Annotated in this window: 15 protein-coding genes and 1 tRNA gene; 6 read left to right on the top strand and 10 right to left on the bottom strand. The window is 63.7% G+C overall.

Annotated features, from left to right (window positions below; translation table 11 throughout):
• Positions 1-82: 82 nt before the first annotated feature.
• Positions 83-1,231 carry a M14-type cytosolic carboxypeptidase gene (locus DV532_RS09500; protein WP_056800396.1) on the top strand — a complete coding sequence of 383 codons (1,149 nt, stop codon included), beginning with the start codon at positions 83-85 and terminating at the stop codon, positions 1,229-1,231.
• Positions 1,232-1,402: 171 nt separating this feature from the next.
• Here the strand turns inward: DV532_RS09500 and DV532_RS09490 are convergent, their stop codons facing one another.
• The 7 genes from DV532_RS09490 to DV532_RS09460 form a co-directional block, all read right to left on the bottom strand.
• Positions 1,403-2,371 (bottom strand): spore coat U domain-containing protein, encoded by a 969-nt coding sequence (locus DV532_RS09490; protein ID WP_056800393.1) that lies wholly within the window; start codon positions 2,369-2,371, stop codon positions 1,403-1,405.
• Entirely contained in the window at positions 2,368-4,665 is a 2,298-nt protein-coding gene (locus DV532_RS09485) for a fimbria/pilus outer membrane usher protein (RefSeq protein ID WP_056800390.1), read from the bottom strand. The genes DV532_RS09490 and DV532_RS09485 overlap by 4 nt, the downstream gene beginning before the upstream one ends.
• A gap of 108 nt (positions 4,666-4,773) precedes the next feature.
• Entirely contained in the window at positions 4,774-5,550 is a 777-nt protein-coding gene (locus DV532_RS09480; protein ID WP_056800388.1) for a molecular chaperone, read from the bottom strand.
• Positions 5,551-5,590: 40 nt separating this feature from the next.
• Positions 5,591-6,094, bottom strand: a complete 504-nt coding sequence (locus DV532_RS09475) for a spore coat U domain-containing protein (RefSeq protein WP_056800385.1) — start codon at positions 6,092-6,094, stop codon at positions 5,591-5,593.
• Between the two features lie 3 nt (positions 6,095-6,097).
• A complete protein-coding gene (locus tag DV532_RS09470; RefSeq protein WP_056800381.1) occupies positions 6,098-6,628 on the bottom strand; it encodes a spore coat U domain-containing protein in 531 nt (176 codons plus the stop codon).
• A gap of 18 nt (positions 6,629-6,646) precedes the next feature.
• Positions 6,647-7,183, bottom strand: coding sequence for a spore coat U domain-containing protein (locus DV532_RS09465; RefSeq protein ID WP_056800379.1), 537 nt, complete (start codon positions 7,181-7,183; stop codon positions 6,647-6,649).
• Positions 7,184-7,213: 30 nt separating this feature from the next.
• A complete protein-coding gene (locus DV532_RS09460) occupies positions 7,214-7,741 on the bottom strand; it encodes a spore coat U domain-containing protein (protein ID WP_056800374.1) in 528 nt (175 codons plus the stop codon).
• A gap of 266 nt (positions 7,742-8,007) precedes the next feature.
• Between DV532_RS09460 and DV532_RS09455 the strand changes: the two genes are divergently transcribed.
• From DV532_RS09455 to DV532_RS09445, 3 genes are read left to right on the top strand one after another with little or no spacing between them, the layout of a single operon-like run.
• Positions 8,008-10,257 (top strand): ATP-binding protein, encoded by a 2,250-nt coding sequence (locus DV532_RS09455; protein WP_056800371.1) that lies wholly within the window; start codon positions 8,008-8,010, stop codon positions 10,255-10,257.
• Positions 10,258-10,271: 14 nt separating this feature from the next.
• Positions 10,272-10,733: a response regulator gene (locus tag DV532_RS09450; protein WP_056800368.1), complete on the top strand. Its 462-nt coding sequence runs from the start codon at positions 10,272-10,274 to the stop codon at positions 10,731-10,733.
• Between the two features lie 13 nt (positions 10,734-10,746).
• The gene (locus tag DV532_RS09445) at positions 10,747-13,134 is read left to right on the top strand and encodes a hybrid sensor histidine kinase/response regulator (RefSeq protein ID WP_056800366.1); all 2,388 of its coding nucleotides are present in this window, start codon (positions 10,747-10,749) and stop codon (positions 13,132-13,134) included.
• Positions 13,135-13,246: 112 nt separating this feature from the next.
• On the opposite strand, the gene DV532_RS09440 is transcribed toward DV532_RS09445, so the two are convergent.
• Positions 13,247-13,321: transfer RNA gene (locus tag DV532_RS09440), tRNA-Gln, on the bottom strand.
• A gap of 259 nt (positions 13,322-13,580) precedes the next feature.
• On the opposite strand from DV532_RS09440, the gene DV532_RS09435 reads away from it, so the two are divergent.
• Positions 13,581-13,823, top strand: coding sequence for a hypothetical protein (locus DV532_RS09435; protein ID WP_056800364.1), 243 nt, complete (start codon positions 13,581-13,583; stop codon positions 13,821-13,823).
• A 1-nt stretch (position 13,824) separates the two neighbouring features.
• On the opposite strand, the gene DV532_RS09430 is transcribed toward DV532_RS09435, so the two are convergent.
• On the bottom strand, positions 13,825-14,250 hold the full coding sequence (locus DV532_RS09430) for a DUF1810 domain-containing protein (protein WP_056800361.1): 426 nt from the start codon (positions 14,248-14,250) through the stop codon (positions 13,825-13,827).
• Positions 14,251-14,408: 158 nt separating this feature from the next.
• Here DV532_RS09430 and zapE point away from each other — a divergent pair, with 158 nt between their 5' ends.
• The gene (gene zapE / locus DV532_RS09425) at positions 14,409-15,479 is read left to right on the top strand and encodes a cell division protein ZapE (RefSeq protein ID WP_056801515.1); all 1,071 of its coding nucleotides are present in this window, start codon (positions 14,409-14,411) and stop codon (positions 15,477-15,479) included.
• A 120-nt stretch (positions 15,480-15,599) separates the two neighbouring features.
• Here the strand turns inward: zapE and DV532_RS09420 are convergent, their stop codons facing one another.
• Positions 15,600-17,489 (bottom strand): propionyl-CoA synthetase, encoded by a 1,890-nt coding sequence (locus tag DV532_RS09420; protein ID WP_056800357.1) that lies wholly within the window; start codon positions 17,487-17,489, stop codon positions 15,600-15,602.
• Between the last annotated feature and the right edge of the window lie 166 nt (positions 17,490-17,655).

The raw sequence follows: 17,655 nt of genomic DNA, 5'->3' as shown, positions 1-17,655 counted from the left end.
ACTCGCTGCCTGATCTTGCGCAGCAACCCTGCCAAGCCGTGTACAGTACCCTAATAACAAAGCCCAAAAAGGAGCCCGGCACATGACCGTAACGCTGTCCCCCCTGCAAATCGACTGCGATTTCGACTCCGGCAATATCCAGGTGCTGGATGCCAGCAACCCGGCCCAGGTGCACCTGGCCATCCGCCCCGACACCCACAGCGGCCACTACCAGTGGTTCCACTTCAAAGTCAGCGGGCTGACGCCGGGCCAGGTCCATCGCTTCAGCCTCGACAACGCCTCCGGCTCCTCCTACAAAAACGCCTGGAGCGGCTACAACGCAGTGGCCTCCTACGACCAGCACACCTGGTTCCGCGTGCCCAGCCAGTTCGACGGCACAGCACTGTCGTTCGAGGTAAGCGCCGAACAGCCGCAAATCTGGTTCGCCTACTTCGAGCCCTACTCGCGCGCCCGTCATAACCAGCTGATCGAACGGGCGCGGCAATTACCGGGGGTCGAATTGCTCGCCAGTGGCCGCAGCGTACAGGGCCGCGACATTCCGCTGCTGCGTGCCGGTGATGGTGGCGCTGGCAAGCGCAAGCTGTGGCTGATTGCCCAGCAACATCCGGGCGAACACATGGCCGAATGGTTCATGGAAGGGCTGATCGACCGCCTGCAGGCCAACGATGCGGTGGTCCGGCAATTGCTGACCAAGGCCGACCTGTACCTGATCCCCAACATGAACCCCGACGGTGCCTTCCTCGGCCACTTGCGCACCAACTTCAAGGGCCAGGACCTCAACCGAGCTTGGCAGGATGCCAGTATTGAACTCAGCCCCGAGGTGTTCTACGCCCAGGCACAGATGAAGCAATACGGCGTCGATGCCTTCATCGACGCGCATGGCGACGAAGAGATACCCCATGTGTTCACTGCCGCCTGCGAGGGCAACCCGGGCTATACGCCGCGGCTAGCCAAACTGGAAGCGCAGTTCCGCAACACCCTGTGCAGCCTGACCCGCGACTTCCAGACCGTGCATGGCTACACCCGCGATGAGCCCGGGCAAGCCAACACCACGTTGGCTTGCAATGCGGTGGGCATGGCCTATGACTGCCTGTCACTGACGCTGGAAATGCCCTTCAAGGACCATGACGACGCGCCCGATGCGCGTACCGGCTGGTCGGGGGCGCGCTCGAAGGCGCTGGCCGGAGCGGTGCTGGAGACGTTGGCGAAGATGGTTGATGATTTGCGCTGAGATCTTGCCTGATGAAAATCTGACAGCTTGCGCCATTGAACTGTAGGAGCGGGCTTGCCCGCGAACACGGGCCGTGCCACCCACCGCGGTGCCTGCTTCGCAGGTGAACCCGCTCCTACAAAAGCGCACCCCACCGGTAGATACCTGCTAGCCACGCGGGCATGGGCTGTATCAGAACTGCACATCCAGGATCACACTGTCGGTATAAGTCGCCGCCGGCGGTGTAGCCTGGTCGGTATAAACCTTGGCGTTGTAGTTGAACACCTGGCTACCAGTGCCGGTACCCGCGCCGGGGTTCACATCCGCGTCGGTACTGGCGCGTCGCGCAGTTCCCAGCAAACCCCAACGCTCCACCCCGGCGCTTTTAAAGATGTCATAAGCCAAATAGTTGTTGGCCGGCGACTTCATCCGCCGTCGCCCACTGGCCACGTTCTGCCCGTCATTCAGGCCCACCGTGTAGCTGCTGCCCTTGGTGCAAGACACGCTCAGGCTCTGGCTCACCGTGGCAAACCCCACCACCACTGGTGCGCTTCCAAAGCTGATGTTGGGCGTGGTGATCTGGCAGTCGTTGGTCACCGTCATGCTCACGAGCAGGGTATTGCTACCGCTGCTCGTGTCATGGCCTATGCAAAACCCACCCAAGCCGATCCCCTCGCAATAATCCCAGGTCCACTCGACGTTGAGCGTTTCCTGATAAAGCCCTGCCGCAACGTTGCTGCCGACCTGCGTGCGCATGTAGAGGGGCACGTTCTTGGGCGTACCGTTGAGCAACCCCAGCACATCGAGAATGCCGGTGGTCCTGTACTCGAAGGGCGTGCCGCGGGTGATCGGATAGGCAGTGGTGGCGTTGGCATATAGCCTGTACGGGATGACGTCCCCGGTTGGCCCCACCAGGCCACCGGTAGTAGCCGTGATCTTGATCTTGAAAGAGTCCGTGCTGCTGAGCACACTCAACACTGAACCGCTGCACTGCAAACCCGAGTTGCTGCTGGAGGCCAGCTGTACCACGTTCAGTACTTGATTCGAGTTGAGCGAGCCAAACGCCGCTGGCGCCGTCGCTACTGACGTGCACTTGGCCCACGCTGGGCCAGCCCCGGCCAACACGGCGCAGGCCCACAAACACTGCCAGCAAGCCTTCATTTGCACACCAACGGGCCGATCAAGGGGACCGAGCCTGGCGCTTCAGGCAGGTCGAACGCCACCTGGCATTGCCCGCCCCCTTCCACCTCTACCTGCAGGCGGTTATGCGGCGCCAGGTTCTCCAGGTACACCAGGCCATCCCAGCCGACCACCGCCTGGCTGCCACTTTCGGCATGGGTGACGCGGCTGCCCAGCTTGAGCACCTGCTGGTTGCCGTCCACCAGTTCGACACTGGCCGCCAGTACGCGCCTGAGCGGAAACTCCAGCAAGTAGCCGCTCCCCCGACGCACCGCCACGCGTTGTTCAACTTCCGGCGCGAGGATGTCCGGCGGCAGGTCCATGGGGTCGATCTCGTACTTGCCGCGGTAGTAACCGCTGCTGTATGGCACCAGCAGATGACCGCCGCCATCGGTACGGCCAACCACTTGGTTTTCATAGCGTACCGGTACATCGGCGTAACCACTGGTGCTGACTACCACGAAGGCATCGTCGATGCGGTTAGCGGCGAACAGCCCGGCATCCATCCACACCAGCGAACCGCTGGCGTCGGCCCAGCGGGTCATCTCGTCACTGCTGCCATACACACCGGCCTGCAACTGCACCGACTGCAGGCGCCAGGTAGCATCGGCCTGGCGATAGGCATCGCGGTCGTTACCAGTGGCATAACCCAGGTTGTAACCAACACCACCGCCCACCGGCACCGCACGGCTGTAGTTGGCCCGCTGCAAGCGCTCACCTTCCTGGCTGCGCTCCAGGCCCAAGGCCAGGGTGCCGTGCAGGTCGAACGGAATGACCAGTTGCGCCTGCAGCGCCCACTGGTTGTCACCCACTTCACGGTTGGCCGACAGGTACACGCTGCTGTTGCCCCACAGGGGCCTGCTGTAGCTCAGGTTGACCAGCCGGGTGCGTGTGCCGTCGCCGGCGCGCACGTCGAAGTAGCCGGCGCCGATGCTGCCGTATTGGTTCAGGTTGAGGCTGAGGGTGACTTGTTCGCTGCGCTGGCTTAGCTGCAGGTCCGAGCTGTCGACCCGGGACAGGTCGGCATAGTCGCCGTGGCGTTGCAGGCGCTGGTAGCTGAAGCCGATGCGCTGGCTGTTGTACTGGTAACCAAGGGCGACTTGATGCCCCTTGTCGCCGTCAAACTGGCTGTGTGCCAGGGCGGCATTGAGCACCCCGAAGTTGCCCAGCTGCATATTGCCGCCAAGGCCACCCAGCATTAGCGAATCAGCGGTTTCTGCATGGGTTTCCAGGGTAAACCTGTCGCTGACCCCGTAACGCAGGCTGGCCGAAGCAACCCCAGGGCCGTAGGCGAAATCGCGCACGCCGTAATCACGGCGCAGGCTACCGGCAGCCACCGAATAGTCGGCTAGGCCCTTCTGCAGTAGGCTGCTGGTGACATAGAACGGCAAGGTGGTCGATACCTGCCGGCCAAGGGCATCGGTGGTGACCACTACCGCCTCCCCGGCGCCGTTGATGTACGGCACGTTGGTCAACGTATAGGGGCCGGGCTGCAGCTCGGTGGTGCTGGACTTGTAGCCGTTGATGAACAGGTCGAGCGAAGTCGGTACCGCCGCTTCGCCGGCGAACGCTGGCAAGGGGTAGGTGACCAGGTCAGGCCGTGCAGCAAAATCGCGCGACAACTGCAGGCCGCCCACCCGCACCGAGCTACTCCAGGGCAAGGCTCCGGTCACCAGGTCACCGCCCTCGTAAGTTAACAGGCGCTGCTCGTCGGTGAAGCGCCAGGTGGTGTCGTAACGCAGAAAACCCTGGCGCGTGTCGTCAGCCTGCGCCCCCTGGAACGATTGGCGCCACTGCCCCGTGCTGGCGAAGGTGCCCCAGTTGTCGAACACGCGCAGCTCGTTCCAGGCCGCCAGGTAAGTGCCGCCATCATCGGTGTCGTTAAGGTAAAGGTCGTAGTTGAACAAGGCACCAAAACTGCTAAGCGCATCGCTGGCCGGATACAAGCTGCGCTCACCCACTTGCTGGTCTGGCAACCAGGCCGGCGGCACTTGCAACAGCAGGCGTTGGTTTTGGCTGTCGTAGTCGGTGTGCAGCCCAGGCACGGTAGCCAGGGCCACTTCGCCTTGGGGATTACCTGGCAACGACACACCCGCCGCTCGCAACACTTCACTGCCCAGGTACAGCTGCCCTGCCCGCTGCTGCACCGGTACCAGTTCAGCCCTGGGCATCTGGTTCACCAGCAGGTCGAGGTACAGCGTGGCATCGGCAATGGCAGACATCTCCGTGGGCAGAGGGGGCAGGTCGTCGGCCAGCGCCAGGCCAGGGCTGAACATAGCCAAACCCAGGCACCAGTGGCGCGTCGCCGCCGTCAGCCGTTTCACGGACGGTTGCCGACCATTGCCGGGTCCTGCCTGGCCCTTGCGTGGCATTCTGGCGCTGGCTCATTGACCTTGGCGGATGGCGTCCGCGCTACTCTGGCCGTTCACCCGCCCCTTCAGCACGCTGCCGGAACTCGGCACCAGCGGCGCCGGCCAGCGCATACTGGCCCCCGGCAGCACATAGCCCAGCAGGCCCTCGGCCAGTGGCTTGCTATGGCTGCCCTGCTGCACCACCACATCGGTCAGGCGCGCATGCACAGGGCCGGTGTTGCGCAGTTCTATATACGGTTTGCCCTGCACAGTCACCGCGCTCCAGCTGAGTTGCGGCTTGCCCACGCCCTCGGCATTGCGTTTGCCCTCGGGGTCTGCCTTGCCCCACAGGCCCTCACCGTAGACGAACAAAGGCACCGAATAACGCATCTGCAAGCGGATTGCCGCAGTGGTGCCGGGCTCGGCCTTGTCGACAGCAATGGCCGCCGGGATTTCGTCGATGATGATGCGGTAGGCCTGCTCCTGGCCGGCCGGCGAGGGGCTGGTGCGGGTCAGCCGGATCAGTTGCTTCTGCCCAGGGGCAATGTTGGCCACCGGCGGGCTGCCGATGATCTCGCGCTGCACCTGGAACTGCTCTTGGTAATCCCCTTGGCGCCAGGCGAACACCCGCACCTGCAGGTTGGCCGGCGCTGTGCCGCGGTTTTCCAGCCACAGTGCACCGGCCTTCTGGTCAGCCTCCAGCACCGGGTCGATCGGCCAGATCAGCACCGAGGTGGCTGCCCCCGCCGGCAGACTTGCCAGCCAGCACATTCCGATCAAACCACGCGCCCACTTCGCGCCTGCCCCCATGTAGCTCTCCTTAGACACTGTTCGTTGGTGCCGGTGGTTTTCACCAGGTCACCGTCACTTGCACCACATCGGTGTAGGCCCCTGCCGGCAGCAGGCCGCTCAGCTGGACCCGCCCGTACACCGGCAGCTTGATCGCCGTCGGGTCGGCATAGCTCACGGCCACGCTCTGGCCGATACCCAGGCTCTGGCTGAAGGCCGCGTCCTGGTACAACTGGTAGGCCAGCACCTCGGTGCCGCCCGTGCGCTTGAGGTTGCGTGTGCCATTGGCGCTGTTCTGCCCACCGTCCAGGCTCATGCTCAGGGCCACGCCCGGGGTGCACTGAAAGGTCACTGTGTTACCGCCCAACGAGGTGCTCAGGGCCCCCGTAGCCAGCGCCGAGTGCGAACCATAGTCGAGCGTGCCGTAGTGGCTGACGCCACCCGCCACTAGGCAACCGGCAACAATCTGCGCCGTCACTGTGAAATTGCTGGTGGTCGCCGCATCCAGTGGCGCTGCCAACAGCAAGACGATGCCGCTCAGACAACCTGCCAACCAAACGCGCATGGTTCAGAACGACAACTCGACCGCCACGGTGTCGGTGTACACCCCCGCGGGCAGGCCGGCCTTGCCTCGCGCCTGGCCGTATAGGTTGACGGTCTGGGCCACACCCGTGCTGGTCGGCAAGGTGATGGTGCCGTCGATGTCCAGCAATTGTGTGTGTCCGGCATCGGTGTAGAAGTCATACGGTACAAAGTTACCGGAGCCGTCTGCCAGCGCACGGGTCCCCCCGGTCGACTGGCCATCGTGGGTACCTGCACGCAGGCGAATCGCCGGTACCGTGCCGGCTGAACAAAGAATGCTCATCGCCCCACCGCCGCCACCCAATACTTGGGCGTTGGCGGTGGTGAACAGAGCATCCATGGAGCCGAAGTTCAAGTTACCGAAGTTCACCCCCGAAGTGCCCGAGCTGCCATTGACTTGGCACGCCGCGGTCAAGGTCAGCGTCGCGGTGATATTGCCGGTGGTGGCGGCCTGCGCCTGGTAAGCCAGCAGCAGGCCGAGGCCGGCGAAAATGCAGCGTGAAAGGTTTGTGCGCATCGGAGTCTCCTTGCGTGGTTACCAATCCAGGGTCACCCTGAGGGTGTCGCGGTACAGCCCGGCCGGCAGCGCGCGCGGATGCGCCACCACCACACCGTAAATGGGGATAGGTATCTGCTGGGTACTGCTGATAGTGAAAGCACGCGCCTGGCCGACGCCGTAACGGCTGTTGCCGCCCGGGTCGAGCGCCAGTTGATAAGGGATCAGCTCGCGGCCATTGCTAAGGCGCCGCACGCCATCACTGCCATTCAGGCCACCGTTGATACGTACGTTGAACGCCCGTACCTGCGGCGAGCAGCTGATCTGCAAGCTGCCCTGGCCGCTCACATCGTCAACCTGGCTGTGTAGCGGCTGGTCCCAGTTCGGGCCACGCTCACCAAAATCCAGCACGCCAGGGTTGCCCAAGGTTGTCGGTTGCGCCTCGTTGCTGTTGATCTGGCAGGCGGCGCTGAGCACCAGCCGTGCCTGGATGAAACCGCTGCTGGTGCCATGCGCCGCGCCGCCAGGCACCAGCAGTGGGCCCAAGGTAAGCAGCAGGATCGAAGTGCGCTTCATGGTGTCGCATCCTTGTGCATGGTGACATCCCTACCAGCTGACGGTGACCTTGAGCAGGTCGGCATACAGGCCTGCGTGCGGTACCCAGGCCAGCTTATCGATACGTGCGTACAACGGCAGCTCGACCGAACCGCTGGCCGGTACCCGCGCCGTCTGCGCCACATTCACTGCCAACGGCTCGCGCCAGGCGGCGTCGCGATAAAGCCGATAGGGAATGGGCCGGGCATTACCATTGTCGCTGGCCAGAAACCGCAGCTCGCCGACGCCGCCATGTTGCCCGCCATCGACGCGCACCTGATACGGGGTGTCGGGGTTGCACTCCAGGCGCGGCGGGCGCTGGCTCAGCAGCACACCGCTGAGGGGGGCATCTGCGCCGTCCAGACGGGCTGCAGTGCCAAAGTCAATCCGCCCCAACATCTGCGCACCGGCATCGAGGGGTTGACTGACCAACATACAGCCGCGCTGCACCAGTACCCGCACTTCCACCAGAAAGTCCGTCGCCATGGCACCGCTGCTCACCACCAAGCCCAACAGCGCGGGCAGGAAGCGCTTCGTCACCTAAATTATCCTTGTCGATGTGTGCTGAGGTGAGCGTAGCAGCGAGGTGACATCAGAGTGCCGGCATCAAACACTTTTTTAGTGTTAGCAGGAAAGCGCTACGGCCAGGATAAAAAGAGCCGGCCTGGCGCAGAACCCATCGCCATTTCAGGTCTCCAATAGCCAAGGCCGCCAATCGTGCCGCTAATCTGTTAGGGTGAACACCTTCATCCTGCACCAGGCACATGCGGCATGCATGGACAGAAATGACAGGAGCGTTTTCATCGATGACTGCAGACCGCACGCTCGCCCAGGCTCTCGAACGCTGTGCCCAGGAGCCGATTCAGTTGCCTGGCAGCATCCAGCCCCACGGTTTTCTGCTGGTGCTGGACGAAACCGACCTGTGCGTGCTCCAGGCCAGTGAAAATATCCAGCATTGGCTGGGCCTATCGGCGAGGGAATTGATCGGTAGCAGCTTCGCCGACTTGGTCAGCGGCGCCTTCGACCTGCGCCTGCACCTGGCCCGCCTGCCCCAGGACGAGGTCTTTCCGTTCCACATCAGCGATGTGCACTTGCGCCAGGGCGCGCCGTACGGCGACAACCTGCATCTGCTGGTCCACCGGCATGACCACGTGCTAATTGCCGAGTTCGAACCCCCGCGCCTACCCGCAGACCTCGCCGGGCAAGGCGACTACTACCCGCTGGTGCGCAGTTTCGTCGGCCGCCTGCACCAGGCTGGCAGCCTCGAAGAACTGCTGCAACAAAGCGTGCTGCAACTTAAGCGCATCAGCGGCTTTGGCCGGGTGAAGGCCTACCGCTTCGACGCCGAAGGCAACGGCCAGGTGCTGGCCGAAGTGGCCGACCCGGGCTACCCCAGCTACTTGGGCCTGTGCTTTCCGGCCGCAGACATTCCGCGCCAGGCGCGCGAGCTGTATCGGGTCAACCGCATTCGCGTGATCGAGGACGCCAACTACCAGCCCTCGCCGCTGCTGCCGGTTGCCAACCCGTGCACCGGCAAGCCCCTGGACCTGAGCTTTGCGGCTCTGCGCAGCGTGTCGCCGGTGCACCTGCAGTACATGCGCAACATGGGCACCCTGGCGTCGATGTCGCTGTCGATCGTGGTCGACGGGCAACTGTGGGGACTGGTGTCGTGCCACCACCAACAACCACGCGCAGTGGACCTGCGCACCCGCACCGCCTGCGAACTGCTGGCGAGCGTGCTGTCATTGCAGATCGAGTCACGCGAGTCCCACGCCAGCACCCGGCAATTGCTGGAGCTGCGCCAACATATCGTGCGCATGATCTCGTCCATGGCCGACCATGACAGTGTCAGCGACGGCCTGCGCGACTTGCCCGAGGTATTGCTGGCCTTCGCCGACGCCCAGGGTGCCGCGGTGATTTCCGCCGAACGTTGCGACTTGATCGGCAAGACCCCGCCCGCTGCACAGGTAACCGCACTGGTGCACTGGCTGGGGCAGCGTGGCGAAGAAAGCGTGTTCCACAGCGACAACCTGGGCCGCGACATTGACGAACTGCCCGAGCTTGCGGCCCATGCGGGCGGTGTACTGGCGGTGGCCATTTCGCAGATCCACTCGCACTACCTGCTGTGGTTCCGCCCCGAACAGGTGCGCACGGTGAATTGGGCTGGGCAGCCGACCAAGCAGGTCGGGCCGCAGGGCAACCTCGACCCACGGCACAGTTTTGAACGCTGGCAAGAGCAACTGCGTGGTTACTGCGAACCGTGGCACCCGCTGATCATCGAAGGCGTACAGGAACTGCGCACGGCGGTGCTCGGCATTGTCCTGCGCAAGGCCGAGGAACTGGCGCAACTGGCCGGCGAGCTGCGCCGCTCGAACAAAGAGCTGGAAGCGTTTTCTTACAGCGTGTCCCACGACCTGCGCGCGCCTTTGCGGCATATTGCCGGCTATTCCGAACTGCTCGGTGAAGTGGAAGGCCACGGCCTGAGCGAGCGTGGCAAGCGTTTTCTCCATCACATCGAGGAGGCCGCGCACTTTGCCGGCAGCCTGGTCGACAACCTGCTCAACTTCTCGCAAATGGGCCGTTCAGCCTTGCGGCTGTGCGACGTCGACCTCAATGCCTTGGTCGAGGCCATTCGCAGTGAGCTGGCCCCTGATTACCAAGGCCGTGAGATCGTCTGGGACATCGCCCTGCTACCCAAGGTGATCGGCGACCCGGCGTTCATCAACCTGGCCCTGCACAACCTGCTGGCCAACGCCATCAAGTACACCCGTGGGCGTACCCCGGCGCGCATTCAGATCAGCGCCGTGCAACACCCAGACGAAACCGAAATCTGCATTCGCGACAACGGCGTGGGCTTCGACATGGCCTACGCCAACAAACTGTTCGGCGTGTTCCAGCGCCTGCACCGCATGGAGGACTTCGAAGGCACAGGGATCGGCCTGGCGAGTGTGCGCCGCATCATCGAACGCCATGATGGCCGAGTTTGGGCCAGTGGCAAGATCGACCAGGGCGCAACGTTCCACTTCACCCTCCCGCGCCACCCCGCCACCACCTGAGGTACCGCCCCCCTATGCTCAAACCGATCCTGCTGGTCGAAGACAACCCACGAGACCTGGAGCTGACGCTGCTGGCGCTGGAGCGCAGCCAGCTAGCCAACGAGGTTATCGTGCTGCGTGACGGCGCCGAAGCACTGGACTACCTGCTGCGCCGCAATGCCTACGCCGAACGTGATGATGGCAACCCCGCCGTGTTGCTGCTAGACCTGAAGCTGCCAAAGGTCGACGGCCTGGAAGTGCTGAGAGAAGTGCGTGCCACCGCCGAGCTGCGTAGTATCCCAACGGTGATGCTAACCTCCTCGCGCGAAGAGCCCGACCTGCTGCGCGCCTACGAGCTGGGGGTGAATGCGTACGTGGTGAAACCGGTGGAGTTCAAGGAGTTCGTCGCCGCCATTTCCGACCTGGGCGTATTCTGGGCCGTACTCAACGAACCGCCACCCGGCTCGCTGCGCCTGCACCGGCGCGGCAGCAACTGAGGCCGCCGCGACAATGCAGCCAACGCCGCTGAAACTGCTGATGGTCGAAGACAGCTCGATGGACGCTGAGCTGACCCTGATGCGCCTGGAGCGCAGCGGGCTGCATGTGCAGGCGCAACTGGTGTTCGACCATGTTGGCGTCGAGCACGCTCTGCACGAGGGCCACTACGACCTGATCCTGTGCGACTGCGTATTGCCGGGTTCGTCCGGCACCGAGGTGCTGGCCATCGCCCAGCGCCTGGCACCCGATATTCCGTTCATCTTCCTGTCCGGCATCTATGGCGAAGAGCATGCGGTAGAAATGATCCGCCTAGGCGCCACCGATTATGTACTGAAGAAGAACCTGCCGCTGCTGCCCAAGGCGGTACGCCGGGCCCTGACCGAAGTGCACGAGCGCCAGCGCCGGCGCCACGCCGAAGAAGCCCTGGCCGACGTCGAGGCCCGCGCGCGCATCGCCATCGACGCCGCCGGCATGGGCACCTGGGACCTGCGCCCAGCACAAGGCCTGCTGCTGTGGGATGACCGCTGCAAGGCACTGTTCGGCCTGCCCGCCAGCACCGAAATGAGCCTTGAGGCGTTCTTTGCCGGCATCTACCCCGACGACCTGCCGCTGGTGCGCGATGCGGTTGAACAGGCCATGCGCCCAGAAAGCGGCGGCCAGTACCGGGTCGAATTCCGCATCCCCCAGCCCAATGGCCAGGAGCCGCGCTGGTTACTCAGCAGCGGCCAGAGCCAGTTCGTGAATGGCCAATGCGTGCGCTTTTCCGGCGTATTGCAAGACATTCATACCCAGCGCCTGGCCACCCAGGCGCTGCGCCAACTCAATGAGATGCTCGGTGAACGGGTCGAGCGCCGCACCCGCGAACGCGACCGTGCCTGGGAGCTGTCGCAGGACTTGCTGGCAGTACTCAACAAAGACCTCACCCCAGTCGCGCTGAACCCAGCCTGGGAGGCCAGCCTGGGCTTTTCCCGCGAACGCCTGAGCCAAACGTCCCTGCTGCACCTGCTGCCCGAGCCCGACCAGGAACAACTGCTCACCGAACTGGCCGCCCTCGCCCATGGCCGCACCAGCGCCCGCTTCGTTGGGCGCATCCTGCATGCCGGTGGCCAGCAGCGCTGGCTGTCGTGGGTGGTGGTACCGGAAGACACCTTGCTGTACGTAGTTGCGCGCGACATCACCAGCGAGCGCGAGGCGGCCCTGGGCCTGGCCGAAGCCAACGCCCGCTTGCGCGAGCAAATCGACGAACGCGAACGCATCGAGGCCGCACTGCAGCAGATGCAGCGGCTGGAAGCGGTCGGCCAGCTGACCGCTGGCGTCGCCCACGACTTCAACAACCTGCTGACGGTAATCCTCACCGGCGCCAGCTTCCTCGAACGCGACCTGGCAAAGGGCGACCTGGACAAGGCCCGCACACGCCTTACGCACATCCGCGAAGCCGGCGAACGCGGTGCCAAGCTGACCTCTCAACTGCTGGCGTTCTCCCGCCGCCAGCGCCTCGAACCAGTGGCACTGAACCTCAACCGCACCTTGGCCGGCCTGGAAGAGCTGCTGCGCCGCACGCTGGGTGGCAATGTCTCGGTGCGTTTGGACCTGGACCCAACCCTGTGGCAGGCACTCACCGACCCGACCCAGACCGAAATGATCATCCTCAACCTGGCGATCAATGCCCGCGATGCCATGCCCGACGGCGGCCAACTGACGCTGTCGACTCGCAACACCCAAATCGACGCCCACCCGCAACGCCCGGAAGACCCGGACCCCGGCGAGTACGTAATGCTGAGCATCCGCGACACGGGCTGTGGCATGAGCGAAGAGGTGCTGGCCAAGGTGTTCGAGCCGTTTTTCACCACCAAGGACATCGGCAAGGGCTCGGGCTTGGGCCTGGCCCAGGTATTCGGCTTTGCCAAGCAGTCCGGCGGTGGCGTACGCATTGACACGGCCCCGGGCCAAGGCACGCAGGTGTCGGTGTACCTGCCGGCAGTCAAGGATGAACCCGCGAGCGAACAGCTGCCATCGCTACTCAGCCATTCGATAAGAGAGAACGGCCACAACCGCACCGTGCTGCTGGTGGATGATGACCATCTGGTGCGTGACATGCTCGGCGATGTGTTGCGCCAGTACGGCTACCAAGTACGCCAGGCGCACAGTGGCGAACAGGCCCTGGCCCTGCTGGATGAGCACATCGACCTGCTGCTGACCGATTTCGCCATGCCCGAGTTCAACGGCGCGCAGCTGGCACTGGCAGCACGCGAACGGTATCCGCGCCTGCCGGTCGTGATCCTGACCGGTTATGCCGAGCTGCAAGGGCTGGAGCTGCCGGGCAGCGTGGTCATGCAGAAACCCGTGCAGGCCGACGAACTGGCCCGGGTGCTGAATGAGATGCTGAAGATTGCCGGGTGATCGACGCCGGCACAGTCGCGGGGTACGCCGGATGTGATGCAGAAGACGGAAACGACAAAACCCAGCGCTTATCTTTCTAAGCACCGGGTGAAGATACGTTTGAAGCTAAAAATGGCAGGGGCGGCTGGATTCGAACCAACGCATGGCAGGATCAAAACCTGCTGCCTTACCGCTTGGCGACGCCCCTGTATCGGATGCAGCGTTTGCTGCTCTGACAATTCCAACTGAGTGACAACTGGGTTGTTGTCTTGGAATGCGCGGCACTTTAACAACAAACTTTCGACCTGTGAACCCCCTGATGAAAAAAAATTGCCAGAAAACAGCGAGTTAGTCATTTTCGCGGTGGCTCGGCAACCATCCGTCGTTTTCTCCCCGCTTCGCTTCAACACAATCGCATTGCGCCCTTCCAATCAGATGAGGCCATTGCATTGACCAAGGAGGACCCCATGCCTGTCTCCCACGACCTTTATCAGGACCTGCACTACCCGCGCGAAATCGTCCAGCAACGCCGCCAGCAGGACAAGGCGCTGGACCGCCTGCTAGATGAATACATCGACATCGACAACCAGGTGCTGGCCGCCGAGTCGATCTCGGCGGGTAATTTCGAGGACGACGACCTGCGTCACCTGAAGGAACGCCGGCTGGCCGTGAAATACATGATCGCGCGCCAACTGGAGCGCAAGCGCTGAACTAACCCGGCAAGCCGGCCACGGTCAGAGGGTCCGTCTCACCGCCATAGAACTGCACCAGCGCCCGCTGGAACAACGGGTTGTCCGGTGCCGCCCGGGCGAACAGGGTCAGGCACGAGCGCAGCTTGAGGCAGTCGGGGCTGCCGAGCATTGCTTTGGCACTCTTGTCGCTGTGCTGCAGCAGCGCGGTCACGCACGCTTGCAGCCGCGGGCCAAGCAACGGGTGAGCGAGGTAGGCCCGGGCCTCCTCGATCCCGGCCAACGCATAACGTTCGGCCATGGCACTGTGGCCCAGCCCATCGAGTTGGGGGAACACATACCATATCCAGTGGCTGCGCTTGCGCCCGGCCTGCAGTTCCTGCATCACTTGGCCATACACCCCGCTCTGCGCCTCGACGAAGCGCTCCAGATCAAAGTCGGCTTGCATGTTCGCCCCTCCTCGCACCGGTTCCACCTTCTACTGTACGCCTGCAAGGCGGACCTATCTCGTCAGGCGATCATTGCCGCACACTTTCTGTATTGGTCAAAATGGCCGCCCTCGGGCAAGCTGCACGCTGCCTCGCCATCGCCCAAGGAGCTTTGCTTTTGCCTGCCTGGATCCCTACCCCGCTACGCCAGCTTGGCCAACGCCTGCGCGGCACTGCCGCCAACCAGAGCGAACTGCTCGGCTGGTTCGAAGACAAGGCGCACAGCCGCGGTTACCAGCTTAGTGATGGCCAGCGCCGGGTAATCCACTGCATGGCCGAGCAACTGGCGCAACTCGAACAAGGCCAGCCGCGCAGCCTGTATCTTTACGGTTCGGTGGGCCGCGGCAAGAGCTGGCTGCTCGATGGCTTTTTCCAAGCGGTGCCGGTGGAAGCCAAGCGGCGCCTGCACTTCCATGACTTCTTTGCCCGCCTGCATCAGGGCATGCACCGCCACCGGGCGCTGGACGACTCATTGGGCGCGACCCTCGACGAGCTGGTGGGCGACTGCCGGGTATTGTGCTTCGATGAGTTCCATGTGCACGACATTGGCGATGCCATGCTGCTCACCCGCCTGTTCAACGCCCTGTTCGCACGTGGCGTATTTTTGCTGGTGACCTCCAACTACGCGCCCGACGGGCTGTTGCCCAACCCGCTGTACCACGAACGCTTCCTGCCGGTGATTCGTCTGATCAACAGCTCGATGGCAGTGCTCGAAGTGGGTGGCGACACCGATTTTCGCAGTCTGCCGGCCAACCGCGAGCATCAGCGTTTTACCCAAGGTCACTATGTATGGCCGGGCAATGCGGCGCAGCGCCAAGCGCTGAGGGTACCGGCCCCGCAGCCGGTAATGCTCGAAGTGAACAAACGCCCGCTACGCGCGCTAGCCACCGATGGCCGACGGCTGATGCTGGCCTTTGACGACCTGTGCGAGAAAGCCACGGCAGTCATCGACTACCTGGTGCTGGCCGGGCAATACGATGAATGGTTCATCGATGGGCTGGATGATCTGGCGGAATGCTCGCTGGCGGCTCAGCAGCGCTTCGTCAACTTGGTGGACGTGCTATATGACCAGGATCGCCAGGTAGTGGTGATTGGCAAGCGGCCGCTGCAAGACAGCCTGGGCGGGCCGCTTGCCGACCTGATGCGCACACGCAGCCGGTTGGGGCAGCTGCATCAGGTAGCCCCCTAGTACTGTGTTGCCTGGACCGACCTCTTCGCGGGTAAACCCGCTCCTACAGGTACAACACAGGGCTGTTGGTGGACCTGTAGGAGCAGGGTTACCCGCGAAAGGGCCGGCAAGGTCAACCCATCAACCCGCCCTGGGCAAATCCGCCAGCACCGCCTCGATCTCCCCCAGCACTGCCGGGTCATCCAGGGTCGACGGCGGCACATAGGCCTGCCCGTCGGCAATCTTGCGCAGCACCGCGCGCAAGATTTTCCCCGAGCGGGTCTTGGGCAACCGCTTCACCAAGCGCACCCGGTTGAAGCAGGCCAGCGCGCCGATCTCCTCACGCACACTGCCCACCAAGTCCACCAGCAACTGCGCCTCGGCAATGCCCTCGCCGTCCTTGAGCACCACCAGCGCCAGCGGCACCTGCCCCTTGATCTCGTCATGCACGCCAATCACCGCGCACTCGGCCACTGCCGGGTGGCGCGCCACCAAGTCTTCCATCTCGCCGGTGGACAACCGGTGCCCGGACACGTTGATCACGTCATCCGTACGCCCCATGATGTAGACGAAGCCGTCATCATCCAAGTAGCCACCATCGCCGGTGTGGTAATACCCGGGGTAAGTGCGCAGGTAAGCCTGCAAGTAACGCTCGTGGTCGCCCCACAGCGTCTGGCTGCAGCCAGGCGGCAATGGCAGGGCGATAACGATCGAACCCTGGTGGTTAGGCCCCAGCAAGTGGCCCTCGTCGTCCAGCACACGCACATGGTAGCCCGGCACAGCACGGTTGCTTGAACCCGGCTTGGCCGCACTGCCTTCCAGCCCGACGCAGGGCGCGGTAACCGGCCAGCCCGTCTCGGTCTGCCACCAGTGGTCATGCACCGGCTTGCCACTGACCCGCTCCAGCCATTCGTGGGTGCTGGAATCGAGCTTCTCCCCAGCCAGAAACAGCTGGCGCAGCGAACTCAGGTCGTGCTTGCGGATCAGTTCACCCTCCGGGTCTTCCTTGCGAATGGCGCGCATGGCGGTAGGCGCACAGAACAGGGCGTTGACCCGGTACTGCTCCACCACCCGCCAGTAGGCCGAGGCGTCCGGGGTGCGGATCGGCTTGCCTTCGTAGAACACCGTGGTGCAGCCGCTCATCAGCGGCCCGTAGACGATCAGCGAATGGCCGACCACCCAGCCCACGTCGGATATGCCCCACCACACATCGCCCGCCTGCATGCCGTAGATGTGGCGCATGGCATAACACAGCGCCACGGCATTGCCGCCGTTTTCCCGCACGATGCCCTTGGGTTTGCCGGTGGTGCCTGAGGTGTACATGATGTACAGCGGGTCGCCTGCATCCAGCTCCACCGGGGCCACCGGTTCGGCGCTGGCCAGTGCTGCCTGCCAGTCCAGGTCGCGGCCCGCTTGCAGGTTGGCACGCGCCTGCGGCCGTTGCAGCACCAGCACGTTGCGCGGCTGGTGCCGGGCCAGTTGCAGGGCGCGGTCGACCAGCGGCTTGTATTCGATCACCCGGTCGAACTCAAGCCCGCAGGACGCCGTCAGCAGCAGCGTCGGCCGGGCATCGTCGATGCGCAACGCCAGTTCGTTGGCGGCAAAGCCGCCGAACACCACCGAGTGCACCGCACCAATCCGCGCACAGGCCAGCATGGCCATGGCCGCTTGCGGCACCATAGGCATGTAAATGATCACGCCATCGCCCTTGTTCACCCCCAGCTGGCGCAACAAGCCCGCCAGGCGCGCCACCTCGTCACGCAGCTGGTTATAGGTGAAGGCCTGCTGCACGCCGGTCACCGGCGAATCGTAGATCAGCGCCAACTGCTCGCCACGGCCCAGCTCGATTTGATGATCAAGGGCCAGGTAGCTGCTGTTCAGGCGGCCGTCGGCGAACCAGCGGTGGGTGCCGTCGGCGTTGTCTTGCAGGGTAAGGGCAGGTTTGCGGTGCCAGGCCAGGTGCGCGGCCTGTTCCGCCCAGAAAGCGGCAGGGTCGGAAATGGAATGGGCGTAGCTGTGCTGGTAGCTCATATCTAGGAAAACCCGGTACTTGTTGTTATTGAAGGGCGAACCTTGAGTATGGACCGCTACTCCCGCGCCGCCATGGGACTAAAGTCACAACCGACCTGCAAATTTGCAGACAACGCAAAAGCGCCCCATAACGGTGCAAAGCCTCTAGAATAGGCCACCCCTTCCG

Source organism: Pseudomonas sp. Leaf58, assembly GCF_003627215.1.
GTDB lineage: Bacteria > Pseudomonadota > Gammaproteobacteria > Pseudomonadales > Pseudomonadaceae > Aquipseudomonas.
The sequence above is the reverse complement of the archived record's forward strand: the minus strand, read 5'-3'. Positions and strand labels throughout refer to the sequence as shown.